This window comes from Aestuariivirga sp. (assembly GCF_044239095.1).
Taxonomy (GTDB): domain Bacteria; phylum Pseudomonadota; class Alphaproteobacteria; order Rhizobiales; family Aestuariivirgaceae; genus Aestuariivirga.
In genome coordinates this window covers 12,267-36,965 of the sequence record NZ_JBIICB010000007.1, presented here as the reverse complement: position 1 = coordinate 36,965, position 24,699 = coordinate 12,267, and the positions used below count along the sequence as shown (strand labels likewise).

At 62.7% G+C, this 24,699-nt stretch carries 20 protein-coding genes; 15 read left to right on the top strand and 5 right to left on the bottom strand.

The genetic code is table 11. The features are described 5' to 3' along the window. On the bottom strand, positions 1–242 hold a 242-nt coding region (locus ACILRA_RS01450; protein ID WP_395660313.1), incomplete at its 3' end, for a hypothetical protein. A gap of 96 nt (positions 243–338) precedes the next feature. On the opposite strand from ACILRA_RS01450, the gene ACILRA_RS01445 reads away from it, so the two are divergent. The 3 genes from ACILRA_RS01445 (at position 339) to gatA (ending at position 3,038) form a co-directional block, all read left to right on the top strand. After that, a complete protein-coding gene (locus ACILRA_RS01445; RefSeq protein ID WP_395660312.1) occupies positions 339–1,037 on the top strand; it encodes a GNAT family N-acetyltransferase in 699 nt (232 codons plus the stop codon). Positions 1,038–1,278: 241 nt separating this feature from the next. After that, entirely contained in the window at positions 1,279–1,566 is a 288-nt protein-coding gene (gene gatC / locus ACILRA_RS01440; protein ID WP_395660311.1) for an Asp-tRNA(Asn)/Glu-tRNA(Gln) amidotransferase subunit GatC, read from the top strand. Positions 1,567–1,571: 5 nt separating this feature from the next. Next, positions 1,572–3,038, top strand: a complete 1,467-nt coding sequence (gene gatA / locus ACILRA_RS01435; RefSeq protein ID WP_395660310.1) for an Asp-tRNA(Asn)/Glu-tRNA(Gln) amidotransferase subunit GatA — start codon at positions 1,572–1,574, stop codon at positions 3,036–3,038. Between the two features lie 59 nt (positions 3,039–3,097). Here the strand turns inward: gatA and gltA are convergent, their stop codons facing one another. Both gltA and gltX read right to left on the bottom strand, forming a co-directional pair. After that, positions 3,098–4,399 (bottom strand): citrate synthase, encoded by a 1,302-nt coding sequence (gltA, locus tag ACILRA_RS01430; protein WP_395660309.1) that lies wholly within the window; start codon positions 4,397–4,399, stop codon positions 3,098–3,100. A 164-nt stretch (positions 4,400–4,563) separates the two neighbouring features. Beyond that, complete coding sequence (gene gltX / locus ACILRA_RS01425; protein ID WP_395660308.1) at positions 4,564–5,985, bottom strand: glutamate--tRNA ligase; 1,422 nt, start codon at positions 5,983–5,985, stop codon at positions 4,564–4,566. 97 nt (positions 5,986–6,082) lie between these two features. Here gltX and ACILRA_RS01420 point away from each other — a divergent pair, with 97 nt between their 5' ends. The 9 genes from ACILRA_RS01420 (at position 6,083) to ACILRA_RS01380 (ending at position 17,606) form a co-directional block, all read left to right on the top strand. Further along, a complete protein-coding gene (locus tag ACILRA_RS01420; protein ID WP_395660307.1) occupies positions 6,083–8,269 on the top strand; it encodes a ComEC/Rec2 family competence protein in 2,187 nt (728 codons plus the stop codon). 31 nt (positions 8,270–8,300) lie between these two features. Next, complete coding sequence (locus ACILRA_RS01415) at positions 8,301–8,588, top strand: chorismate mutase (RefSeq protein ID WP_395660306.1); 288 nt, start codon at positions 8,301–8,303, stop codon at positions 8,586–8,588. A 42-nt stretch (positions 8,589–8,630) separates the two neighbouring features. Next, entirely contained in the window at positions 8,631–10,577 is a 1,947-nt protein-coding gene (locus ACILRA_RS01410) for an FAD-dependent oxidoreductase (RefSeq protein ID WP_395660305.1), read from the top strand. 246 nt (positions 10,578–10,823) lie between these two features. Then, on the top strand, positions 10,824–11,732 hold the full coding sequence (locus ACILRA_RS01405) for a tetratricopeptide repeat protein (RefSeq protein ID WP_395660304.1): 909 nt from the start codon (positions 10,824–10,826) through the stop codon (positions 11,730–11,732). A gap of 157 nt (positions 11,733–11,889) precedes the next feature. Further along, positions 11,890–12,744: a lysostaphin resistance A-like protein gene (locus ACILRA_RS01400; protein ID WP_395660303.1), complete on the top strand. Its 855-nt coding sequence runs from the start codon at positions 11,890–11,892 to the stop codon at positions 12,742–12,744. 220 nt (positions 12,745–12,964) lie between these two features. Beyond that, positions 12,965–13,279: a hypothetical protein gene (locus tag ACILRA_RS01395; protein ID WP_395660302.1), complete on the top strand. Its 315-nt coding sequence runs from the start codon at positions 12,965–12,967 to the stop codon at positions 13,277–13,279. Between the two features lie 59 nt (positions 13,280–13,338). Continuing rightward, the gene (locus ACILRA_RS01390; RefSeq protein ID WP_395660301.1) at positions 13,339–14,322 is read left to right on the top strand and encodes a hypothetical protein; all 984 of its coding nucleotides are present in this window, start codon (positions 13,339–13,341) and stop codon (positions 14,320–14,322) included. Positions 14,323–14,624: 302 nt separating this feature from the next. After that, the gene (locus tag ACILRA_RS01385; protein ID WP_395660300.1) at positions 14,625–17,057 is read left to right on the top strand and encodes a mechanosensitive ion channel family protein; all 2,433 of its coding nucleotides are present in this window, start codon (positions 14,625–14,627) and stop codon (positions 17,055–17,057) included. A 240-nt stretch (positions 17,058–17,297) separates the two neighbouring features. Then, positions 17,298–17,606, top strand: a complete 309-nt coding sequence (locus ACILRA_RS01380; RefSeq protein WP_395660299.1) for a DUF2853 family protein — start codon at positions 17,298–17,300, stop codon at positions 17,604–17,606. A 37-nt stretch (positions 17,607–17,643) separates the two neighbouring features. Here the strand turns inward: ACILRA_RS01380 and ACILRA_RS01375 are convergent, their stop codons facing one another. Then, on the bottom strand, positions 17,644–18,021 hold the full coding sequence (locus ACILRA_RS01375) for a YbaN family protein (protein WP_395660298.1): 378 nt from the start codon (positions 18,019–18,021) through the stop codon (positions 17,644–17,646). 87 nt (positions 18,022–18,108) lie between these two features. Between ACILRA_RS01375 and ACILRA_RS01370 the strand changes: the two genes are divergently transcribed. Continuing rightward, positions 18,109–18,807: a DUF502 domain-containing protein gene (locus ACILRA_RS01370; protein WP_395660297.1), complete on the top strand. Its 699-nt coding sequence runs from the start codon at positions 18,109–18,111 to the stop codon at positions 18,805–18,807. Here the strand turns inward: ACILRA_RS01370 and recG are convergent. After that, positions 18,785–20,902: an ATP-dependent DNA helicase RecG gene (gene recG / locus ACILRA_RS01365; protein WP_395660296.1), complete on the bottom strand. Its 2,118-nt coding sequence runs from the start codon at positions 20,900–20,902 to the stop codon at positions 18,785–18,787. The two genes, ACILRA_RS01370 and recG, sit on opposite strands and share 23 nt — an antisense overlap. A gap of 61 nt (positions 20,903–20,963) precedes the next feature. On the opposite strand from recG, the gene ACILRA_RS01360 reads away from it, so the two are divergent. Then, complete coding sequence (locus ACILRA_RS01360; protein ID WP_395660295.1) at positions 20,964–21,227, top strand: succinate dehydrogenase assembly factor 2; 264 nt, start codon at positions 20,964–20,966, stop codon at positions 21,225–21,227. Next, a complete protein-coding gene (gene mfd / locus ACILRA_RS01355) occupies positions 21,224–24,697 on the top strand; it encodes a transcription-repair coupling factor (RefSeq protein ID WP_395660294.1) in 3,474 nt (1,157 codons plus the stop codon). The genes ACILRA_RS01360 and mfd overlap by 4 nt, the downstream gene beginning before the upstream one ends. Positions 24,698–24,699 lie beyond the last annotated feature (2 nt).

The following is a 24,699-nucleotide window of genomic DNA, read 5'->3' as shown; positions in this document are numbered from 1 at the left end:
CCGAGGTCGAGCCCCATCAACCGCCTGTCGGCGGGAATGGCGGCGAGTGCGTCACGCAGTGAGATGTCGGTAGCGGCCATCTGGCTCCCTTCAGTCCCTTCTCCCGTTGCGGCACGCAATGGGAGAAGGTGCCCGAAGGGCGGATGAGGGCCTCTCTCCGCGTATCCTGCCGCCTGAAAGAAGCCCTCATCCGGCCTGCCGGCCACCTTCTCCCATCGCGCCGCGACGGGAGAAGGGAACACGTTGCAGCCGTCTAGCCTATTGCCAGCGCCCCGCAAACCGCCAACTTGCTATCCCCGCACCACCCGGCGCATCATGTCGAGGTCAGGAGTCCGTTCATGAAGATCACCCATCACGGCCATTCGGCCGGCCCCATCGTGGACCCGAAGCCGCCTGGCTCGAAGCCCGACATGCGCCCGCTCCACGGGTTGTGGGTGATGCTCGAGCCCGTTTCGGCGGAAACCCACGCGCGTGACCTCTACGACTCCTTCACCGGCCACGACCCGCACGGCCATGTCTGGACTTACCTCGGCTACGGACCCTGGGAGTCCTTCGAGCAGTTCGAGGCCTGGGCGCGGGATCGCGAGGCCGCGCGTGACCCGTGGTTCTATGCCTTCATCCGCCGCGACACGGGTAAGGCCTGCGGCATGGGTGCCTTCATGCGCTGCGACGCGCCCAATGGCGTGATCGAGATCGGCCATATCTGGATGTCACCCGGCCTGCAGAAGTCGCGCGAGGCGACGGAGGCCATCTTCCTGATGATCCGCCACTGCTTCGATGACTTAGGCGTCCGCCGCCTCGAATGGAAATGCGACGCGCTGAACGCACCCTCCCGCAAGGCAGCCGAACGCTTCGGCTTCACTTTCGAGGGCATCTTCCGCCAGCACATGATCGTCAAGGACCGCAACCGCGACACCGCCTGGTACGCCATGCTGGACAAGGACTGGCACCGGGTGCGGGCGGGCTTCGAGGCCTGGCTGAAGCCCGGCAATTTCGATGCGAAGGGCCATCAGAAAGCAAAGCTGCAAGTCGGCTAACCTTCCCCCCTCGCCCCCGCAGGGGGAGAGGGCAGGGTGAGGGGGTGCCTCCGCGAGTCCGCTATTCCAGGCACCCCGCAAGCTGCACCACCCCCTCACCCCTCCCTTTCCCCCACTTGCGTGGGGGCGAGGGGGAATATTCCTGACAAGAGGGAAGGACATCCGCCGGAAAGCCAAGTTGCAGGTGGGCGGGGCGGGTGCTATTCGGCCACCTCGATCATTTCAAGCAATGGAATCCCGGATGTCCGTCGATCAGAAAACCGTGAAGCGGGTGGCGCGGCTGGCGCGCCTCAAGGTGAACGAGGAGGACGTGCCGCGGCTTGCGGGCGAGCTCAACGCCATCCTCGGCTTCATCGAGCAGCTGAACGAGGTGAACGTCGACAATGTGGAGCCGCTCACTTCCGTCGTCACCATGAAGATGAAGATGCGCAAGGACGAGGTGACGGACGGCCATTACCCCCAGAAGATCACCGCCAATGCACCGGCCCAGGACGACTCGTTCTTCATGGTACCCAAGGTGGTGGAGTGACTGACATGACAGACCTGACGTCGCTCACCATCGCCGCCGCCCGCGAGGGCCTCAAGAAAAAGCAGTTCTCCGCCGTCGACCTGACGGATGCCTATCTCGCCGCCATGGAAAAGGCGCGCGTGCTCAATGCCTATATCGTCGAGACCCCGGAGAAGGCCCGCGAGATGGCGAAAGCCTCTGACGCGCGGCTGGCCGCAGGGCAGGGTGGTGCGCTCGAGGGCATTCCGCTGGGCATCAAGGATCTTTTCGCCACCGAGGGTGTCCACACCCAGGCCTGCAGCCATGTGCTGGATGGCTTCAAGCCGCAGTATGAATCAACCGTCTCCGCCAATCTCTGGCGCGATGGCGCGGTGATGCTGGGCAAACTCAACATGGACGAGTTCGCCATGGGCTCCTCCAACGAGACGAGCTACTACGGCAACGTCATCAACCCGTGGAAGCGCAACGGCTCCAACGCGGCCCTTGTGCCTGGCGGCTCATCGGGCGGTTCCGCCGCGGCGGTTGCCGCACATATTTGCGCTGCCGCAACCGCGACCGACACCGGCGGCTCCATCCGCCAGCCCGCCGCCTTCACTGGCACGGTCGGCATCAAGCCCACCTATGGCCGCTGCTCGCGCTGGGGCATCGTCGCCTTTGCCTCCTCGCTGGACCAGGCAGGCCCCATCGCGCGTGATGTGCGCGATACCGCCATCATGCTGAAATCCATGGCGAGCGTTGACCCGAAGGACACGACCTCCGTCGACCTTCCCGTGCCCGATTATGAATCCGCCATCGGCCGCCCCATCAAGGGCCTCCGCGTCGGCATCCCCAAGGAATACCGTGTTGACGGCATGCCCGCCGAGATCGACGCCCTCTGGCAGAAGGGTGCCGAATGGCTGAAGGCCCAAGGGGCAGAGATCGTCGACATCTCGCTCCCCCACACAAAATATGCGCTTCCCGCCTATTATATCGTCGCCCCGGCGGAAGCCTCTTCCAACCTCGCCCGCTATGACGGCGTGCGCTACGGCCTCCGCGTGCCCGGCGACGATATCGTCGACATGTACGAGAAGTCCCGCGCCGCGGGCTTCGGCCGCGAGGTGCAGCGCCGCATCCTGATCGGCACCTATGTGCTGTCGGCTGGCTACTACGACGCCTACTACGTCCGCGCCCAGAAGGTCCGCACACTGATCAAGCGCGACTTCGACGAGGCCTGGAACAAGGTGGACGTGGTGCTGACCCCCGCAACGCCAAGCCCCGCCTTCGCGCCCGGAGAGATCACCGATCCGGTGCAGATGTACCTGAACGACATCTTCACCGTCACCGTCAACATGGCGGGCCTGCCTGGCATTGCGGTTCCGGCCGGGCTGTCATCCGACGGCCTGCCGCTCGGCCTCCAGCTCATCGGTAAACCATTCGGCGAGGAAACCCTGTTCCAGACCGCTGCCGCGATCGAGCAGGCAGCGGGTGGGTACACGGCCAAAAAGTGGTGGTGATCCTGCCCGGCTTTTCTTAATGCTCCTTCCCCCGAGGGGGAAGGAGAGCAGGATCGCCGTTACTTTCCGCGCTGGGTCATCGGCATGTAGTCGCGGCGCGGTGAGCCCGTGTAGAGCTGGCGGGGGCGGCCGATCTTCTGGCCGGGGTCCTCGATCATCTCCTTCCACTGCGAGATCCAGCCCACGGTACGCGCCAGCGCGAAGAGGACGGTGAACATCGAGGTCGGGAAGCCGAGCGCCCTCAGGATGATGCCTGAGTAGAAATCAACGTTCGGGTAGAGCTTGCGCTCGATGAAGTACTGGTCCGACAGGGCCGCTTTCTCGAGTTCGCGGGCGACTTCCAGCAGGGGGTCGTCCTTGATACCGAGTTCGCCGAGGACTTCGTGCGCCGTCTTCTGCATGATCTTGGCGCGCGGATCGTAGTTCTTGTAGACCCGGTGGCCGAAGCCCATGAGACGGATGTGCGAGGTCTTGTCCTTCACCTTGGCGATGAAGTCCGGCACCTTGGACGGATCGCCAATCTCCGTCAGCATCTGAAGCGCAGCCTCATTGGCGCCGCCGTGTGCTGGCCCCCACAGGCAGGCGATGCCCGCCGCGATGCAGGCGAAGGGATTTGCACCCGAGGAGCCTGCAAGCCGCACCGTCGAGGTCGAGGCGTTCTGCTCATGGTCGGCGTGGAGAATGAAGATCCGGTCCATGGCGCGCGCCAGGATCGGGTTCGCCACGTACTCTTCGCAAGGGACCGCAAAGCACATGCGCAGGAAGTTCGCAGCATAGGACAGGTTGTTCTGCGGGTAGATGAATGGTTGACCAATGTGATATTTATAGGCCATTGCGGCGATCGTCGGCAGCTTGGCGATCATCCGGTGCGAGGCGATCTCGCGCTGGCGCGGGTCGTTGATGTCGGTCGAGTCGTGGTAGAAGGCCGACATGGCGCCGACCACTGCAACCATCACCGCCATCGGGTGCGCGTCGCGGCGGAAGCCCTGGTAGAACCGGGTCATCTGCTCGTGCACCATGGTGTGGTAGGTGATGTTCTTCTCGAAGTCCTTCCTCTGCGAGGGGGTCGGAAGCTCGCCGTAATAGAGCAGATAGCAGGATTCGAGGAAGTCACCGTGCTCGGCCAGCTGCTCGATGGGGTAGCCGCGGTAGAGCAGCACGCCCTCGTCGCCGTCGATATAGGTGATCTTCGACTCACAGGAGGCTGTCGACGTGAAGCCAGGGTCGAAGGTGAAGGCACCCGTCTGTGCGTAAAGCTTGGTGATGTCCACCACATCCGGGCCGATTGTGCCGGACTTCACCGGCATGTCGACCGCCTTGCCGGCGAGCGTCAGGACCGCTTTTTTCGGATCGTCAGCCATCGGGGGCTCCCATTCATGCGCATATGATCAGGAACAATTGCACCGCAACATAAAAAGGTCAATGTCACTGACCTGATGCTTTCGTTAGACCGCCATACCATGTGAGCATGGACCAGCAGTCTTGCGTGAATGTGACAGGTCACCCCGTTACGTTACGCGTCCCGTCAGGCGCACTGGTCGCGCAGGCGGGCAAGGGATTCCTCCTTGCCCAGCACTTCGAGCACGTCGAAGATACCGGGCGAGGTTGAGGTGCCCGTCAGCGCCGCACGCAGCGGCTGCGCCACCTTGCCGAGTTTCAGGCCGGATGAGTCGGCATGTGATTTAACTGCCGTTTCAATGTCTTGCGCCAGCCAATTATCAACCTGCTCAAGCACGCCCAGAACGCCCGCCAGCACCTCGCGGCCACCGTCACGGATGATCTGTGCTGCCTTCTCGTCCATCGGCAAAGGCCGTGCTGCAAACAGGAAACGGCTGCCGTTCATCAACTCCACGAGCGTCTTGGCGCGTTCCTTGAGGCCAGCCATGGCGCGCAGGAGCTTCGCCATCATCTTCTCGTCTATCTTCGCCTTCAGCTCCGGGCCGCCCTCGGCATGGGGCAGGAAGTCGATGAACTGCGTGAGCAGCCTGTCGTCCGGCGTGTGGCGGATGTAGTGCCCGTTGAGGTTCTCCAGCTTGGCGAAGTCAAAGCGGGCGGCAGACTTGCCGATCGACTCGAGGTTGAACCACTCCACGAGTTGGTCCGTCGAGAAAATCTCGTCATCGCCGTGGCTCCATCCGAGGCGCGCCAGATAGTTGCGCATGGCCTCCGGCAGATAGCCCATGGCGCGGTAGGCCTCCACACCGAGCGCCCCGTGGCGCTTGGAGAGCTTGGCGCCGTCCGGCCCGTGGATCAGCGGGATATGGCTCATGTGCGGCACGCGCCAGCCCATGGCCATATAGATCTGCGTCTGGCGGGCGGCGTTGGTGAGATGGTCCACGCCGCGAATGATGTGGGTGACACCCATGTCGTGGTCGTCGACCACGACGGAGAGATTATAGGTCGGATTGCCGTCGGACCTCAGGATGATGAGGTCGTCGAGATCCTTGTTGGGAATGACGACGCGGCCCTGGACGGCGTCTTCGACGACCGTCTCGCCCTCCTGTGGCGCCTTGAAGCGGATGGCGGGTTTCAGGCCGATGGGGGCCTCCGATGGGTCGCGGTCGCGCCACGTGCCATCATAGCGGATCGGGCGCTTCTCGGCCTCGGCCCTGGCCCGCATGTCGTCGAGTTCCTGCGGCGTGCAGAAGCAGCGGTAGGCCTTGCCCTGGGCAAGGAGAAGTTCCGCCACTTCGCGGTGGCGCGCTGCGCGGCCGAATTGCGAAACGGGCTCTCCTGCCCAGTCGAGGCCGAGCCAGGTGAGGCCCTCAATGATGGCGTCGATTGCCGCGGCAGTGGAGCGTTCACGGTCGGTATCCTCGATCCGCAGCAGCATCTTTCCGCCGGTGCGGCGGGCATAGGCCCAGTTGAAGAGCGCCGTGCGGCCACCGCCGATGTGGAGATAGCCCGTTGGCGACGGGGCAAAGCGCGTGATGACTGGCGATGACATGGCGCCGTTCTCCGTATTGACTGACCTAAGGGAAGGTGGTTGCGTTGGACCTGGCGCCGCTTAGCACAGGCAAGAGCGGCCTGTTAAGGGGAGTGGCATGTCCGCTGGCGTCCTCGCGCGGCAAGGGCTGCAGGCAGTGGCGGCGCAGGCAGGGGTTTCCCGCATCCTTGGCAAGGTGGCGGCAGCACAGGAGGGGCGCCTGCTGCTCTGGTGCCCCGCCGCACTTGCCGTGGGATCGGGCCTGTATTTCTCCTTGCCGGGTGAGCCTCTTGCCGCACTTGCGGCGGCCCTCGCTGCGCTGGCGCTATGTTGCCTCTGGCTGGGGCGGCGGGCCCCCGTCCTGTTGCTGGCCGGGGCGGTTGCCCTCGGCTTTTTCCTTGCGAAATTTCGCGCCGATATTGCCGCAACGCCGCTTCTTGCGGCAACCACGGGCGAGGTTGCCGTCACGGGCCGCGTGATGGCCGTGGACCGCGCGACGGCCAGCCGCCTCATCCTGATTCTCGCTCCCCAATCGATCGAGGGTGTTGCCAGCGAGAAGTTGCCGCGCCGCATCCGCCTGTCGCTGCCGGAGAAATGGGGAGGGCCTAAGCCCGGTGCGGTCATCGCCTTCAAGGCGAGGCTTGCCCCGCTTCCCGCGCCGGTGATGCCCGGGGGCTTCGACCATGGGCGCAAGCTCTGGTTCGAAAGCATCGGCGCGACGGGCCGCGTCACCTCGGCCCCCGCCAGTACGGGCGCGTCGCCAGGACTTGGAGACTGGCTGGACACCCGGCTCTCGGGGCTCCGCGCGCTCATGGGCGCCCGCATCCATGCGGTGCTTGACGAGCCCTACGCCTCATTCGCGGAAGCCCTCATCACGGGTGAGCGCAGCACCATACCGCCGGAGATCAACCGCAGCCTGCTGGTATCGGGCCTGTTCCATATTCTTTCAATTTCCGGGCTCCACATGTGGCTGGCGGCGGGCGGTGTATTCTGGGCGGTGCGCGCGGCGCTGGCTTTGGTTCCGGCCCTGGCGCTCGCCTGGCCCATCAAGAAGTGGGCTGCCGGTGCGGCGGTGGTGACGGGCCTGTTCTATCTCTTGCTTGCCGATTCCGGCGTGGCGACGGAGCGCTCCTTCATCATGGTGGCGGTGGTGTTTTTTGCCGTCATGGTGGACCGGCCCGCCCTGTCCACCCGCAATCTCGCCATCGCGGCGCTGATCGTGCTTCTCCGGGAACCGGAGGCCGCCGTCGATGCCAGTTTCCAGATGTCCTTCCTGGCTGTGCTGGGGCTCGTCGCGTTTTACGAGGCCTGGTCACGCCGGGCCTCGTCCCGCCGCCGAGACGACACCCGTCCACGTCACTGGGCTATTCGCCTGGTGGTCTGGGGCATGACGGCGGCCGCGCTGAGCCTGGTCACCTCACTTGTTGCCGGGGCTGGGTCTTCCTTGCCTGCGGCCTATCATTTCGGAAGGCTCTCGCCCTATGGGGTGCTGGCGAACGGGCTTGCCATCCCGGTGGTCGGGCTGGTGGTGATGCCGGCAGCCCTCTGCTCCGTCCTGCTGATGCCGCTCGGGCTCGAATGGCTGCCGCTCCATGTGATGGCGGAAGGCCTCTCGCTGGTGATCCTCATTTCGGATCGGATCGCAGCCTTGCCAGGGGCAGACGCGATCATGGCGCGTCCTTCGGCTGCCGCCATGGTGCTGACGGCTGCCGGCTTTGTGTGGCTCACGCTGCTGGCCGGGCCTGCGCGCTGGGCGGGTCTTCCCGTGCTGGCGTTTGGCGGTGTGCTGGCGCTTCAGCCTGCTGCCATGCCCGACCTGCTCATCTCACGGGCCGGAGAGAATGTGGCTCTGCGGACGCCTGAAGGCCTCCTGGTTCCTGCCCATTCGCGGCGCGCCCGCTTCAGCGTGGAAAAGTGGCTCGCCGCCAATGGCGAGGAGGAAAGCCCGTCCGAAGCCGCCCGCCGCGCGGGCTGGGACTGCCAGGAGAACCGCTGCCGCGCGGTGGTGAAGGGCAGGCCCGTGCTATATGTGAGCCGGAGCGAGGACCAGCCAATCGACTGCTCCGGGGTGGCCATATTGATCGCCGATTTTCCGCTGCGGGGGGCTTGCCGCGGCGTGGCGCTGCGCATCGATCGCTTCGACCTCTGGCGCAACGGCGCCCATGCGCTGCACATTGGGGAGGCGGATGTGACGGTCAGGACTGCGCGCCAGGAGCAGGGGCGCAGACCCTGGGTTGTTATACCGCAGCCCCGCGCGGCGGCATTCACAACGCGCTCTCCAGAAGATGATCGGCCCCTCGATTGACGAAGGGGCGGTTTGAAGGCATGAGCGGGCCATGAGCAAAAACGCCCCTCACCTCACCATGAGCGACATCCGGAAGGAGATCGACCGGATCGACGAGAACCTGATCAAGTTCCTTGCCGAGCGGCAGCGCTGGGTGGAGCGGGCGGTCGAGGTGAAGAGGCGCGACGGCCTGCCCGCCCGCGACGAGGCGCGCGTGCGCCAGGTGATCGACCATGTCCGGGTTCTTGCGCGGGGCCACAATGTCGATCCGGCGCTGGTCGAAGCCATGTGGACCGAGATGGTCGAATGGTTCATCGCCTACGAGGAACGCTCGATGTGAGACTCGACGGGGTCAAGCGTGCGGCGCTAGACTGTCCGCATCATGGCTTTTCCAAACCTTTTCTCACCCTACCGCATCAAGTCGACTGAATTCCGCAATCGCATCTTTTCCACCGGGCATGACACCTACCTGCCCGAGGAGGGCCTGCCGTCCGAGGCGCTGATTGCCTATCAGCGCGCCAGGGCGCGGGGCGGGGCGGGGCTGATCGTCATTCAGGTCGTCGGCGTGCATGAGACCGCGCGCTACACGGAAGCCCTGTTGATGGGAACCTCCGATGACTGCATCGCGCCGTTCAGGCGGCTGATTGATGCCATTCATGCGGAAGGAACCAAGGTTTTCGTCCAGCTCTTCCACCCGGGCCGCGAGTTGCTGGGCAGGCCGGACGGTGTGGTGCAGCCTGCCTTCGCCCCCTCGCATGCCCCTTCCGAGCGTTTCAAGGTGATCCCGCGTGAAATGCCTGTTCCGCTCATCGGCGAGATCATTGCAGGCTTTGGCCAGGCAGCGCGGCGGATGGCGGAGGCAGGGGCAGACGGCGTCGAGATCGTGGCGAGCCATGGCTATCTTCCCGCGCAGTTCATGAATCCGAAGGTCAACAGCCGACAGGACGAATTTGGCGGCAGCTTCGAGAACCGCCTGCGCTTCACCCGTGAGGCGATTGCCGCGATTCGCGCGCAGGTGCCGCAGGAGTTCATCCTCGGCATGCGCATGTCGGGCGACGAACACGACGAGGACGGGCTGGTGGAGGATGATTCGGCTGCCATCGCCCGCGCCCTTGCGCCTGACCTCGACTATCTCAATGTCATTGCGGGCACCTCCGCTACGGCGTCTGGTGCCGCCCATATCGTGCCCTCCATGGCCAATGCCCATGGCTATGTTGCGCCCTTTGCCCAGAGGGTGAAGCAGGCGACAGGAAAGCCCGTGTTCGTTGCGGGCCGCATCAACCAGCCGCAGATCGCCGAGCAGGTGCTGGACTCCGGTGCTGCTGACATGTGCGGCATGACCCGCGCCATGATCGCCGACCCTGAGATGCCCAACAAGGCGCGTGCCGGCCGGGCGGACGATATCCGCGCCTGCATCGGCTGCAACCAGGCCTGTATCGGTCATTTCCAGCTCGGCCTGCCGATCTCCTGCATCCAATACCCCGAAACCGGGAGAGAGCTTCAGTATGGGGTCAAGCCCCGCGCCAGCATCCGCAGGAAGGTTATCGTGGTGGGCGGGGGGCCGGCGGGGCTGAAGGCAGCGGCGGTGGCCGCCGAACGCGGGCATGAGGTGCACCTTCATGAACGCGAGGCGCAGACCGGCGGTCAGGCGCGGCTGGCGCAGCTGCTGCCCAAGCGGGCGGAGTTCGGCGGCATCATCACCAACCTGACGGCGGAGGCCGAACGCTATGGCGTCACCATCCACCGCCGGAGCGAAGTGACGCGCGCGCTGCTTGAACGTGAACGGCCGGACGCGGTCATCCTGGCGGCGGGCTCCCGGCCCCACATGCCGCCCGTCGAGGGGGAGGCCCGGCAACTTGTGCATGCGGTGGACATTCTGGCGGGCCGGGCAGCGGCAGGAGCCAGCGTCGTGGTCTATGACTGGATGGGCGACTGGACGGGCTGCGGCATCGCCGAGAAGCTGGCAGGTGAGGGGGCGCATGTCCGGCTTGCCGTCAACCACCATTGCGCCGCCGCCAGCATCCAGACCTATATTCGTTTCGAGACGGTCGCCCGGCTGCATCGCCTGGGGGTGGAGGTCATTCCGTGGCTGAGACTCTACGGCGCTGACGGCCGCACCGCCTTCTTCATCCACACGCCATCGCGGGAGGCGGTGACGATGGAGGAGGTGGATACCCTCGTCGTCAACGCTCCGAATCGGCAGGAAGACACGCTGGTGAAGGTTCTGGAGGACATGCGGGTGGCCCATCACCTGGTGGGAGACGCGCTGAGCCCCCGCACGGCTGAGGAAGCGGTCTATGAAGGGATGCGGGCCGGACTGGCGGTCTAGACTTATTCTATGTTGCTCTTATGCAACATTGCGGTGATTTGTGGCGTTCGCTCAATTCCGCCTGAATCCCAACCTTTTATCCGCCCAAATTACTCCCTAGCGGTGATTGCCAGCGGGCTGTACCGCGTGAGAACAACAATGATGGCGTCGACAGTCATGCACCTTCCCTGCCTTTGCCGGTTTGACGGACCGGCGCGTTTGTTCCGGGGAGCCTGACAGATCGTGATCCTTCGGGTGGCGTGCGGCATGCGGCGTTGGACGGCGTTCGGATTCGATCCCGTCCTGCTGCCCGTTCTGGCCATCTTCGCCATCTATGCCTTGCTGGTTCCGGCCGCCGCCGCCGATGACGAAGACGGTGGTCCGCTTGCCGAGTTTTATTCCTATCTGCCCGCCAAACCCGACATCAAGCTTCCCGAGATCTCGATTCCGTTCTGGACCGACGACCTCAAGAAGGCGAAGCGCGCCTACAGGAATGGCAACTATGACCGCGCGGTAAAGCTGTTCCGCAACGCCGCCGACGACGGCAACCTGGTGGCCGACTGGTACCTGGGGCACATGTACCGCCAGGGCCGTGGCGTTCCGCGCGATGATGCCATGGCTTACAGCTATTATACGCGCGTCGCGGAGCACTACGACCCTGACGAAGACGACCAGAACCGCCTGCGCATCACGGTTGACGCGATGGTGCGGATCGCGGACTACCAGCGCACAGGGGCCGTCAATGCCGGGCTCCAGCCGGACCCGGCCGGCGCTGCCCGGAGCTACCTCAAGATCGCGACCGCCTACGGCCACCCCACTGCGCAGTTCTGGCTGGGCGTCATGAGCATCAGGGGTGAGGGTGTGAAGCGCAATCCGAACCAGGGCCTCAAGTGGCTGATGGCGTCCGCCCGCAAGCGCTACCCGCCCGCGGAGGCCTATCTGGGCGAACTCTACTGGGACGGCAAGATCGTGCGCGCCGACCGGACGCGTGCGCTGATGTGGTACATCCTTGCGCGCGAATCATCGCGGCCCGAGGAGAACCCCGAGATCTTCGACCGCGCCCTGCAGATTGAGGCAAACATCGGCGAAGACGAGCGAATCGAAGCCGCAGCCCGCGCCAAGGTATGGGATGACCGCTACCCGGTGGACCGGGCCAAGTCGGCGGCGGGTGACTGAGGTAATTCAAGGTATCTTACATTAAGATTTGACAATTTTTTGCCGTTAGGTAACATTATTTTGTGAGTAAATTTTGTTTTTCTAAACAACGATGCTGCTGGGCTGTTTCGCGAAGAACAGAAAATCTCGCTGAGCATAGATGCCCCATAAATCAGTAATGAAATTGCTATCACTGTTGCGTTTTGGCGGTAGTGGGTCTGCTTTCGGGTTCATTACTTCAGCCCTTTTCGACATCAGGTTTTATCTGTGCTTCCCTTTGGTGCTCTTGATTGGGGTGCCCGCATTTGAGTTGACGAGGTTTCTGTTCTCCACAGACCAGGATGGAGTTCAGGACTATGAGCGGTTCGGTAGCACGTACCTTGTTCAGGCAGGCGCCGAGGAATGGGTGCGCGTCGCGACGGAAGACAGCCTCTTCTTTTCGATATTCATTTCCATAAAGATCGTCGTGTGCCTTTTGGTGCTGTTTCTTCTCACGAAGGTCTTATCGGCAACCGTTTCGAAACGCATCGCAGGGGGTGAATGGCACGCTGTCACAGCTGTGTTTGTTCTACTGATACTGGGCATATCAGTGCAATTCCTCATCTTTGACACGCCGTGTGGTGATGCCAATGAGGACGCAATCTTGCGAAGCGCTCAGATTACGTTTGCCGGCTTGATTGTAGCTGCGGCACCAACCCTATTCTTGGGCCCAATCTTCGAGGAATTGGAAATCCGCGGCGTTATCTTCAAGGTTCTCCAGAACCGGACACCTTGGTCGCGTATCGTGATGTCTTCGATCGTCTTTGTTTATCCTCACCTTGTGAATCGTACCGGAGAATTTTTTCCGCTGGAGGCCTTCCAGGATCGTGTTCTCATCTTGAGTTCGCTCTTCATCTGGTTCCCGCTCGGGCTGGTATTGGGGTATGCGCGAGAAGTCAGTGGAGGACTGCGACTACCAATTCTCCTGCACATGCTGTTCAACATCGCGTTCACATTTTTTGGGTTGTTCGTCGTGGCCTGGGGGCTCTGCTAAGTGGAAAGCCTAGAGTTGGTGACGCCTCCCCGGTTGTTGGTCGGGACGTAAGGTTGGCGAACCTTCCTCGGTGTCAACCTAAATAAAGAGGATACTCATAGCTGCCGCTCCGCTTGCCCGGCCGCGACAATACGAGGGCTTCTGCCTTTAGGATGGTCAGGTTCGCGGTGCGACCCGAGCGGATTTTGTGCGTAATCTTGGTGGAGGAGCGGGAAAAGGCTTGAAGAAGAAAGCGGACTTGGGCCTCAAGTGGCTGATGGCGTCCGCCCGCAAGCGCTACCCGCCCGCGGAGGCCTATCTGGGCGAACTCTACTGGGACGGCAAGATCGTGCGCGCCGACCGGACGCGTGCGCTGATGTGGTACATCCTCGCGCGCGAATCAGCGCGGCCCGAGGAGAACCCCGAGATATTCGACCGCGCCTTGCAGATTGAAGCAAACATCGGCGAGGACGAGCGAATCGAAGCCGCAGCCCGCGCCAAGGTATGGGATGACCGCTACCCGGTGGACCGGGCCAAGTCGGCGGCGGGTGACTGATGCCTGAACGTTGTGGCAAAGTGGAAATCGATTGCTACAAGTAAAGAGGTGTTGCTCATATGGTCCGCCGCAACCTGATCCTGGGACACAGGGGCGTGCCATACGAGCGCGACTTCAAAGAAATCGCGAAGAAGGTCAGCCAGCTCAATCCAGCCATCACGGTCATTTCTCTGCCGGCGCTACTCAAGGCCTTCTTGCCGGAGCAGCACTGGCTGTCTCCCACCCTCACGGTCGTTCTGCAGAAGACGTTTCACCTGCAGGTGATGCGCGGTCCGGTTCTCCGGAATGGGGCCATTGGCAAGTTCAGGCAGCAGGCCCTGTTCCGAAGGCATGGAATTTCGACCCCGCCGGCCTTGCCGTTTTCCTTCGGCATGCCGCTCGATCCGGCCATCTTCGGGGACTTCGTGTTGCTGAAGCCGGGCGATCTCAACAAGACATCGAAAGGTGTGGGGATCTTCCTGTTCAGGCGCCAGCGCCTATCCTTGCTCCGTGATCTGGATCTGCCTGCTACCCATCCGCTGCGCCTTCACCCTCAGGACTATATTGCGCAGCGCTTCGTCGATACCGGACCCTTTCCTTGCCACTACCGCGTGCAGATGCTGTTTGATCAGCCGCTCTATTGCTGGCGGCAAACGCTGAACGAGCAGCGCCCGCCGCTCGATGCACCCGATCACATCATCGAAAGCGCAGTCGTTGCATCTCAGGGCGGGGAGCGGCGCTTTGCTCTCTGCGCCGATGACGATGTTCTGAAGCTTGCCGTTGACGTGCATCGTGCTCTTCCGGATGTGCCGAGTCTCGGTGTGGATATCGTCCGGGACCAAGTGACCGGCAGGCTTCATGTTCTTGAATGCAATGCTGGTGGAAACACGTGGCATTTCTCCTCCGAGATGGGAGCGACGTGCCGCGCGAAGCTTGGGGGTTATCTGGCGTGCCCCGAAGCGGAGGCCGATGCCAGGGGCCGGCTGGCGCTGATTGGGCAGTTCGGTGCTTTCGACCGCGCCGCGGAGGTGCTGGCCAAGAAGACGGTGGAACTCGCTTCCTGAGGGGAACTCCTGTCATGCCCGCGCCATTGGTTCGGTTAAGGGCAGTAAAAGTTAGCCAAGACATACAATGCTTGGTTGTTTGTGCGCCGCTGGTTTGGCTGCGCAGCCTGCTTCCCGGCGTGATGAACACTTCCATGCATTGACGGGCATGGTACGGCGGCCTATTCGCCATGCCGCCTGGCGAGCGATCGTTTCATTCTTCTCACGATTTCCTGCACGCTGGAGTGGCTGTCGCTTTCCGGATGCTGCGTTCACGCGCTCAACTCACCACGACCCAATTGGACGAGTTCAAGATGAATCGTATGAAGTTATTCCTGATCGCCTGCGTGTGCATGCTGCTTGCCGCGCCGATGATGGCGCTGGCTGAGGAGAGATCCGATTGGACGGGCGAATGGGACAGCAGATGGAGAGGCGGTGGCGCGCGGCTCTATCTTGAGCAGGCCGGCGACCAGGTGACGGGAACTTATCCCCTCTATAACGGCCGGATCGTTGCAACCGTGAAAGGGCGCCAACTCGAGGGCCGCTGGATCGAAGGCGCACGCGGTGGTGATTTCCTGTTCGTTCAATCGGAAGATGGCAGGAGTTTCACGGGCCGGTTTGAAACGGGGGAGTGGTGGACAGGCAATCGCGCTGCGTCTCTTGAAGAAGCGGACCGGCTGCTGGACCAGTCGACCCCCCAAAGCACGATGAGATCATTCCTCAACATCATGAACAGCATGGAGACGGGTTCCGTCGACATGTTGGGGCTGGCAGCCAGGGCGCTTTGGATCGGTGAAGAAATCGGCGGGCAAACGAACATCGTCAACCAGACGGAGCTGTTCTATCGGGTTCTCGATCGCCTGACGTTCCGCATCTGGAGTCTCCCGGAGGTTCGTGACCCGGCACAGACAAGCGCCGAAGCCGAGCTTTCGCAATCGGGAACAGGCGTCAAGGTCACTGTGTCCTTCGAGAAGCATGGCAATGATTGGTTCATTGTTCCGGAAGACACTGCGGAACTGGAGCGGCATCTTGAAGCCCTTGAGGCTGCAAGGCCTCGTGCCAAGCCAAGCGAGCAGGGTCCGGTGAGCCCGCGCGATGTGTTCCGGGACTTCATTCTCGGTTACAGGTCCAATGTGCCTCAGGTGCGTGCCGCAGCAATGAAGGCTCTCGACCTGAGCGGGATCAGCGCTGTCTCGAAGAGCAGCGAGGTCTATGTTCTGGCAGGTTATCTGCAGCGGGTGCTTGACCGGGTCGGATATATCATCTGGCAGGAAATACCGGACGATCCGAATTATCCCGACGCGTTTGTCCATTTCGAGCACGCATCAGGACGGGTTGAGGTATCGCGAACGGACATCGAGGGTGGCGCCATCTGGCGCTTCTCACCCGACACCGTTTCGAAGATCAGAGATCTCTATTCAGCCGTGCAGGATATGCCGGTTGACAGTTTCATTGGCGGCATCGCCGAGAGGGAACCCTACTTCAAGATCAGGAATGTAATCGAGGACCGTGCGCCTGGCTTGCTGCGGCCATACGGCATACTCGAAGCCTGGCAGTGGCTGGGCCTCGTCAGCTCCATCCTGCTCGCCTGGGTCGCGGGCCGGGTCTTGTCGATGATCAGGTTCCGAAAGGCGCAGAAGGACGAAAACGCGGGTTGGCTCAGTCTGTTTGTGCGCGACAAGGCTTTGCCCCTGCTGCTGGCCGGCGTTGCTCTGATCCTTGTCCAGCGGGTCTTCGGACTTCCTGACATCATAGGCTCGTTCACCACGACGGCAGGCTGGGTGCTGACGATCATCGCTGGCACCCTCATTCTCTTTCAGCTGATCAACGTGATTGCTGACAAGTACCGCTCAGCGTCCAACCTGAGTGGGCAGGCCCGCACGCTCATTAGCCTTTTTGCAGGCTTGTTGAGGATCGCCGTCACCATCAGCGCCATTCTTCTGCTCGCAGACATTATGGATCTGCCCTATCAGGGCGTGATTGCTGGTTTGGGCATTGGTGGTCTTGCCGTTGCGCTGGCAGCCCAGTCGACCTTGCAGAACTTCATCGCCGGCATCACGCTCTATGCCGACCGCCCGATTTCGGTGGGTGACTTCTGCAGCTTCGGCGACAAGCTCGGGACGGTTGAGTATATCGGGTTTCGCTCGACGCGCATTCGAACGCTCGACAGAACCATGATCATCATTCCAAATTCCGACTTCTCCAACATGACGCTGGAGAACTACGCGCACAGGGACCGCATACGGCTGAAGACCGTTCTGCAGCTGCGCTACGAGACGACGCCGGACCAGCTGCGCTACGTCATCGCGGAGTTGCGGAAACTGCTGATTGCCCATCCCAAGGTCGCGCCGGAGCCCACCAGGGTGCGATTCATCGGGTTCGGCGAATACTCACTGAACATTGAAGTCTATGGGTATGTTCTGACATCTGATTACAGTGAATACCTGGCGATACTCGAGGACATCAACCTCCATATCATGACGCTGATTGAGCAGGCAGGCGCACAGTTCGCATTCCCCTCATCGGTCGAGTACCAGGCGAGCGATCAGAAGAGCGATCCGTCTCTCGTGAAGTCAGCTGAATCGGCCGTTGCGAAATGGCGCAGTGACGGGAAGCTGCCTTTCCCCGACTTCGACTGGCGCGACAAATCCGAGATGAGTGGAAAACTTGAGTACCCGCCTGAGGGCTCGATCCTCTCCGAGGAACTGAAGACGCCCTCTGGTCAGGTCCCTGAACGGGACATCACCAAGAGCTGAGCGGACGTGAGGCTGGGGTGGGGTATTGGAATGGGCACTCGCGCGCGGTGGCATATCCCTGGTGGATATCCTTGCCCCAATGGGCAGCTGCCATCTTGACGGCCTATTCAGAATTGGCATTATGCTCAATTTTAAGTATTTCGTTTCGAGTTGACATCTGAGCGCGCGTGGCGGGCGCGGCGCGGATAGTAGCGCGTTTTTGGCCCGTTCATTCAGATCAGAAGGTCAGGAGATATCGTGATGGATTATGCGGCTGATATTGCGAAGTATACGGCAAATGTTGATGAGAAGGCGGTTGAGAAGATCGTCAAGTATTGCGGGATCGCCCTGCAGTCACGGGACGCGTCCTTGGTGTCCTGCACGGATGACGCCGAGCTTGATCGTATCAGGAAGGGCTTCGCAGTGAAGATGCTGGGCCTCGAGGGTGTGGCATGCGACGAGGCGATGAATGCTGTTTGCGAGAAGATGAAAGCAGACAAGATGAAGCATCGCGTGACCTTCTACTATCTGCTTGCCGAGGCTGCTGACAAAATGGACGCACTCGCCTGACAGTTCGTGGGCAGCGTGCCGCGCTGTCATGCGGATGCTAACCGCTCCGCCGGCTCGGGCGTGAGAGAATGTAGACGCCTGCAACGATCATCACAGCGCCCGCGGTGAGCACTGCCCAGCCGGGCAAGCCGGAACCGAAGTGAAGGAAGCCGAGCATGGCTGTCATCATGGTGATGGCGAGGATCTTGGCGCCGAGGGGGATGACGCCATCATCCTCCCAGTCCCGCACATAGGTTCCGGCAATCGGGTGGTTTCGGATTTTCGCGGCGATCTCGGGCGATGAGCGCGAGAAGGCCCACAGGGCGACCAGCAGGAAAGGGGTTGTCGGCACAAGCGGCAGCACGATGCCGATGGCGCCCAGTCCAACGCAGAACCAACCGGTCGCGAGGAGCAGGGGCCGCCGCAACGATTTCACGTCCGTGTTCCGCGGCGTCTTGCGGTCGAGCGCCGCTTGATGTCTATTCGTTCGCGCATGCGCAATTCTTTCAGCCAAGACACTGAGGTGAAGACGGTCGACGTCGAAGTCAAGTCGCAGGCATCATTCTTCGGCAGGTTGCGTGCCTATTTCTTTACAGGCCTTGTCATTACCGCGCCGATCGCCATTACCGTATGGGCAACCTACTGGTTCGTGACGATGTTTGACGCCTGGGTGAAGCCGCTGCTTCCGGCGGCCTACAACCCGGACAATTACCTGCCGATCCAGGTACCAGGTTTCGGGCTGATCTTCGCGCTGATCACCATCACGGTGATCGGCTTCATGGCGGCCAATCTGGCGGGCCGGACCATGATCGCCATCTGGGACAAGACGCTTTACGCCATGCCCGTGGTGCGGTCGATCTACAAGGGGTCCAAGCAGATCTTCGAGACGCTGTTCTCGCAGAAGGGTGCCTCCTTCCGCCACGTGTGTCTTGTCGAGTGGCCGCGCCGCGGCGCCTGGTCCATCGCCTTCGTCTCGCGAGAGGTCGATGGCGGACAGATTGGCCTCGAGCCGGGGCGCATGATGTATGCCGTCTACATATCGACGACGCCAAACCCCACCTCAGGATATGTGTTCTTCGTCGATATGGCGGACGTGAAGATCATCGATCTCAGCGTCGAGGACGGGCTGAAGCTGGTGATCTCGATGGGCCTCGTATTCCCCGACCGGCCGCTTCCCCCCGAGAAGGAAGCCGCAACCGCTAGCCTGCGGCCAGAAGCCTGATCGCCTCGTCCCGCTCGAAGAGATAGAGGAGCAACCGCAGCGCTTCGCCGCGCGGGGTTTGAAGCTTCGCGTCCCTGGCGAGCACGAGTTGCGCGTCATCGCGGGCGGTGGCCAGCAGGTCGCCGTCGATCGAGAGATCGGCCATGCGGAAGATCGGCAGGCCGGATTGGCGTGTGCCGAGCATCTCGCCCGCGCCGCGGAGTTTCAGGTCTTCCTCGGCGATTCGGAAGCCGTCCTCGGTTTCGCGCATGATCGAGAGGCGCGCCTTGGCCGTTTCGCCCAGCGGCTCCTGGTATAACAGCAGGCATGAGGATTTGCCCGTTCCCCGGCCGACCCGGCCGCGCAGCTGGTGCAACTGGGCGAGGCCGAATCGCTCTGCGTTCTCGATCACCATGACGGTGGCCTCGGGCACATCGACACCGACCTCGATCACTGTCGTGGAGACAAGGAGCGACAGTGTGCCGTCCTTGAATTCCGCCATGACCCTGTCCTTGTCCGGCCCCTTCATGCGGCCGTGGACGAGGCCGGCCTTGCCCTTGAAGCGGGAGGCGAGTTGCAGGAACCGTTCTTCCGCGGCCGCCAGGTCCACCTGCTCGCTCTCCTCGACCAGCGGGCAGACCCAATAGGCGCGGTTTCCCTGCGCCATGCTGCGAGACAGTCCCTCGATCACGTCATCCATGCGCGACATCGGGATGACGCGCGTGTCGACCGGCAGGCGGCCTGCCGGCTTCTCGGTGAGCTTCGAGACATCCATGTCGCCATAGACGGTGAGGGCCAGCGTGCGTGGAATGGGCGTGGCCGTCATCACCAGCAGATCGGTTGCTCCGCCAGCCTTCGCCTGCAGCGCCAGCCGCTGGTGCACGCCGAAGCGGTGCTGCTCGTCGATGACGACGAGGCCCAGGTCGCGGAAGGTTACGCCGTCCTGGAACAGCGCATGGGTGCCGACCACGAGCTGGGCTTCGCCGGATGCGATGCGGGCCAGAACCTCTTCCCGTGGCTTGCCCTTTTCGCGCCCGGTGAGGAGCGTCACCTGAATACCCGCCGCCTCGCAGAGCTTTGTGAGCGTCGCGTGGTGCTGGCGGGCAAGGATCTCGGTGGGCACCATCAGGGCCCCTTGCGCCCCGCTCTCCACGGCGGCGGCAAGCGCCAGCAGCGCAACCACCGTCTTGCCGGAACCGACGTCGCCCTGAAGCAGGCGCAGCATGCGCTCGTCCGAGGCCATGTCGCGCAGGATCTCCTCCACCGCCCCGGCTTGCGCGGCGGTGAGGCTATAGGGCAGGGCCCTGATGAGCTTTGCCCTGAGATCGCCAGTGCCCGGAAGCCTGCGCCCCTGTGCCCGCTTCATGCTGGCGCGCACCAGTGACAGGGCGAGCTGGTTCGCCAGCAGCTCGTCATAGGCGAGCCTTCGCCGTGCTGTGGCATCGGGGCCTGTCGCCGCGGGTGTTTCCGGCCGGTGCATGGCGTGAAGCGCTGCGCCGAATGAAGGCCAGCCGTTGCGCTGCAGGTAGGCCTGATCCTGCCATTCGGGAAGATCTGGAAGCTTCTCGAGTGCCTGTGCGATGGACCTGGCGAGCACCTTGGCCGAGAGGCCCTCGGTCAGCGGATAGACTGGCTCGATCAGCGGCATGCGGCCGAATTCTTCGCCCGAGACGATGTGGTCCGGGTGCGCCACCTGTGGCTCGCCGTTGAACCAGTCGATCTTGCCGGAAATGAAGCGTGTTTCGCCTTCCGGCAGGGCGCGGCGGATCGTCTCGGCATAGGCGTGGAAGAAGACCAGGCTCAGCACTCCGGTTCCGTCGGACACCTCCACCCGGTAGGGAACGCGTTTGTTCGCAGGCGGTGGCGGCCGGTGGCGGATGACCGTGGCCTCGACCGTCACCACGCCCTCGGGCGGCAGGTCCGCGATGCGCGGCCGGAATCGGCGGTCAACGAGGCCCGAGGGCAGGTGGAACAGCAGGTCAATGATCCGCGTGGTTGCCCCCGGCGTTGCCTGGGCTGGTCTGAGAAACCGGGCGAGGAGCTTGTCGAGCTTTTCGCCGATGCCTTTCAGGCCCGAGGCCCCGGCGAACAGCGGATTGAGGAGCGGTGGACGCATAGCCCTATTTCACCTTGAACCGGTTGCGGCGCAAGGGCGGTTGGGGCAAGACACCTCCGGCATGATGAGCTCTCCCGATCTGGAATTTCGCCGCAAGCGCCTGCTGTGGCGCGCCACCCACCGCGGCATCAAGGAGATGGACCTGATCCTTGGAGGGTTCGTGACCCGAAATCTCGGCCATTTCAGCGCAGATGACGTCGCCGAACTTGAACGTATCATGGATATTCCCGACCAGGACATGCTTGCCTGGGCCACGAAACAGGTTCCCGTTCCAGCTGAATACGCCTCCGGCATGCTCACGCGCATTATCGATTTCCAGCCATGATCGACTTATCGAAGCTGAAGCCCTCGCTTGCCCGGCCGGGGCGCACCGCGCTTTCAGGTGTTCCGCAAGGGCTTGATGCCATGCTTCTGCCGGAGATCGCCAAGGCCGCAGGCCTGCGCGTCACCGTGCATGTGGCGGTCGATGACCAGCGCGCCGCCGTGCTGTCTGACCAGCTTGCCTATTTTGCGCCGGGGCTCGAGGTGCTGCGCTTTCCCGCCTGGGATTGCCTGCCCTATGACCGCGTCTCGCCGGTGGCCGATATCGTGGCGCGCAGGCTCTCCACGCTCGCACGTCTGCTGGAGCCGCGGACGAAGCCGCTTCTGCTGCTGACGACCGTTCCCGCGATCCTGCAGCGTGTGGCGCCGCGCTCACTGGTTGAAGGGCAAAGGTTCTCCGCCGCCCCCGGTAACCGTGTGAACTCGGACCAGCTTCTTGCGTTTCTCAGCGAGAACGGCTTCTCGCGGACCGGAACGGTGGTCGATCCTGGCGATTTTGCGGTAAGGGGTGGAATTCTTGACATCTTCCCGCCCGGCGCAGACGAGCCGGTGCGGCTCGACTTCTTCGGGGATACGATCGAGACGATCCGGAGCTTTGACCCCGAGACGCAGCGCACCACTTCGACCCTCCGGCGCTTCACGCTCAACCCGGCCAACGAGGTGCTGCTGAACGAGCAGGCGATCGGCCGTTTCAGGGTCAATTACGCAGCAGCTTTCGGCGGCATCGACACAAGCGATCCGCTGTATGAGAGTGTTACCGCAGGCCGCAAATACCAGGGCATGGAGCACTGGCTGCCCCTGTTCCACGACAGTCTTGCGGCATTATTCGACTATCTGGACGATCCCGTGGTGACGCTGGACCAATCGGCTGACGAAGCGGTGGCCGCGCGCCAGGAACAGGTTGCCGAGTTCTACAATGCCCGCAAGGAGGCCCTCGACAGGAAGGAGACCTTCGGCGCAGCGCCCTACAAGCCGGTAAAGCCTGAAACGCTGTATCTGACGGATGCGCAGTGGTCGGAGTTCCAGTCCAACCACACGGTGCTGGCCGTCTCTGCCTTTGAAACTCCGAATGCCATTTCGTTCGGCGGCAGGCGCGGGCGCAGTTTCGCTGCCGAACGCGCGCAGGCCGGAGGCAATGTCTATGAGGCGGTCAAGGCCCATGCCGACGACATCCGCCGGGGTGGAAGGCGCATCGCCATCTCGACATGGACGGAAGGCTCGCGGGAGCGGCTCGAGACAATCCTGAAGGACCATGACGTTGCTCCGCTTGCGGCTGCCAAGGACTGGCCGGAGTTTCTATCGTGGGACAAGGCCATCGCGGGCCTCCTCGTGCTGGGTCTCGAGGAAGGTTTCGAAACGGATGGCTTCGCCATCATCTCCGAGCAGGACATACTGGGCGACCGCATGGTGCGGCGCGGGCGCCGCAACAAGAAAGCTTCCGACTTTATCAGTGAGCTGTCGGCCCTGACACCGGGCGACCTCGTCGTTCATGTCGACCATGGCATCGGCCGCTTTGAAGGCCTGAAGACCATTGAGGTTCAGGGCGCGCCGCATGATTGCCTGTTCCTTTCCTATGCCGGCGGTGACCGGCTGTTCCTGCCGGTCGAGAACATCGAACTTCTTTCCCGCTATGGCTCTGACGAGCAGGGCGCGCAGCTGGACAAGCTCGGTGGCGGCGCCTGGCAGGCCAAGAAGGCGAAGCTCAAGGAACGTATCCTCAAGATCGCCGAGGGCCTGATTCGGACCGCTGCCGCGCGCGAGCTCAAGCCTGGTGACGTCCTGCCACCGCCTGAGGGCGCCTATGAGGAATTCGCGGCGCGCTTCCCCTATGAGGAGACGGAAGACCAGCTTACCTCAATCGAGGCCGTCATCGATGACCTGCAGAAAGGCCGCCCGATGGACCGCCTCATCTGCGGCGACGTGGGCTTCGGCAAGACGGAAGTGGCGCTGCGTTCAGCGTTCGTTGCCGCCATGAACGGCAAGCAGGTGGCGGTCGTGGTGCCGACGACACTGCTCGCGCGGCAGCATTTCGCCACCTTCCAGGCCCGCTTCAAGGGGCTGCCCCTCAACATCGCGCAAGCCTCGCGTCTCGTGCCGCGCAAGGAGCTCGAGCAGGTCAAGGCCGGGATCGCGAGCGGCGACATCGACATCGTGGTTGGAACGCATGCGCTTCTGGCCGAGTCAATCAGGTTCCGTGACCTTGGACTGCTGATCATCGACGAGGAACAGCATTTCGGCGTGAAGCACAAGGAGCGTCTCAAGGAGATGCGAACCAACGTGCATGTGCTGACGCTCACCGCCACGCCCATCCCGCGGACGCTGCAACTGGCACTCTCCGGCGTGCGCGAGCTCTCCCTCATCACCACGCCGCCGCTCGACCGTCTGGCGGTCCGCACCTACATCACGCCCTTCGACCCCGTTATCATCCGTGAGAGTCTGCTGCGTGAGCATTTCCGCGGCGGCCAGAGCTTCTATGTCGTGCCGCGCATCAGCGATCTCGACGAGATTGCCGCCTTCCTGCGCGAAAGGGTGCCGGAGGTGAAATTCCGCACGGCGCATGGCCGCATGCCGCCAACCGAGCTCGAGGACATCATGACCGGCTTCTACGACCGGACCTTCGATCTTCTGCTCTCAACCACCATCGTCGAATCTGGCCTCGACATCTCGACGGCAAATACGCTCATCATTCACCGCGCAGACATGTTCGGCCTCGCGCAGCTCTACCAGCTGAGGGGCCGGGTGGGCCGCTCCAAGCAGCGCGCCTATGCGATCTTCACGACGCCGGCAAACCGGCCGCTCTCAGCTGCTGCGGACAGGCGCCTCAAGGTTCTGCAGTCGCTTGATTCACTGGGGGCGGGGTTCAGTCTCGCCAGCCATGATCTCGATCTGCGTGGTGCTGGTAACCTGCTCGGTGACGAGCAGTCCGGCCATATCAAGGAAGTGGGCTACGAACTCTACCAGCAGATGATCGAGGAGGCCGTCGTCAAGCTCCGGACCGGCGAGGATACCCTGGAGGCTGACGGCCAATGGTCACCGCAGATCAACATCGGCACGTCCGTGCTGATCCCTGAGTCCTATGTCGAGGACCTGCAGGTGCGCCTTGGTCTCTACCGGCGTCTCGCAGACCTGCAAGACCAGCAGGCGGTCGACGGTTTCGGCGCGGAACTGCGGGATCGCTTCGGGCCGCTGCCCGAAGAGGTCAACCACCTGCTTTCGGTGATGTCGATCAAGCTCCTCTGCCGCGCCGCGAATGTGCAGAGCGTGGATACGGGCCCGAAAGGCGCCGTCATGGCTTTCCGTGGCGATGCCTTCTCCAATCCGCAGGCTCTCGTGCAGTGGATCACGGGGCAGGGCGCGCAAGCCAAGCTCCGCCCTGACATGAAACTCGTGGTCATGCGGAACTGGAACTCGGCGGAAGATCGTCTGAAAGGCACGCGGCAGTTGATGCAGACGCTGGTGAAACTGGCGGCGTGAGT

Excerpts from the sequence above, each read along its gene's own strand:
- ACILRA_RS01385 (WP_395660300.1), top strand. The coding sequence starts at position 14,625 with ATGAAGTTATTCCTGATCGCCTGCGTGTGCATGCTGCTTGCCGCGCCG.
- ACILRA_RS01410 (WP_395660305.1), top strand. The coding sequence starts at position 8,631 with ATGGCTTTTCCAAACCTTTTCTCACCCTACCGCATCAAGTCGACTGAA.
- gatA (WP_395660310.1), top strand. The coding sequence starts at position 1,572 with ATGACAGACCTGACGTCGCTCACCATCGCCGCCGCCCGCGAGGGCCTC.
- recG (WP_395660296.1), bottom strand. The coding sequence starts at position 20,902 with ATGCGTCCACCGCTCCTCAATCCGCTGTTCGCCGGGGCCTCGGGCCTG.
- ACILRA_RS01380 (WP_395660299.1), top strand. The coding sequence starts at position 17,298 with ATGGATTATGCGGCTGATATTGCGAAGTATACGGCAAATGTTGATGAG.
- ACILRA_RS01360 (WP_395660295.1), top strand. The coding sequence starts at position 20,964 with ATGATGAGCTCTCCCGATCTGGAATTTCGCCGCAAGCGCCTGCTGTGG.
- ACILRA_RS01420 (WP_395660307.1), top strand. The coding sequence starts at position 6,083 with ATGTCCGCTGGCGTCCTCGCGCGGCAAGGGCTGCAGGCAGTGGCGGCG.
- gltX (WP_395660308.1), bottom strand. The coding sequence starts at position 5,985 with ATGTCATCGCCAGTCATCACGCGCTTTGCCCCGTCGCCAACGGGCTAT.
- gatC (WP_395660311.1), top strand. The coding sequence starts at position 1,279 with ATGTCCGTCGATCAGAAAACCGTGAAGCGGGTGGCGCGGCTGGCGCGC.
- ACILRA_RS01390 (WP_395660301.1), top strand. The coding sequence starts at position 13,339 with ATGGTCCGCCGCAACCTGATCCTGGGACACAGGGGCGTGCCATACGAG.
- mfd (WP_395660294.1), top strand. The coding sequence starts at position 21,224 with ATGATCGACTTATCGAAGCTGAAGCCCTCGCTTGCCCGGCCGGGGCGC.
- gltA (WP_395660309.1), bottom strand. The coding sequence starts at position 4,399 with ATGGCTGACGATCCGAAAAAAGCGGTCCTGACGCTCGCCGGCAAGGCG.
- ACILRA_RS01415 (WP_395660306.1), top strand. The coding sequence starts at position 8,301 with ATGAGCAAAAACGCCCCTCACCTCACCATGAGCGACATCCGGAAGGAG.
- ACILRA_RS01400 (WP_395660303.1), top strand. The coding sequence starts at position 11,890 with ATGAAATTGCTATCACTGTTGCGTTTTGGCGGTAGTGGGTCTGCTTTC.
- ACILRA_RS01445 (WP_395660312.1), top strand. The coding sequence starts at position 339 with ATGAAGATCACCCATCACGGCCATTCGGCCGGCCCCATCGTGGACCCG.
- ACILRA_RS01405 (WP_395660304.1), top strand. The coding sequence starts at position 10,824 with ATGCGGCGTTGGACGGCGTTCGGATTCGATCCCGTCCTGCTGCCCGTT.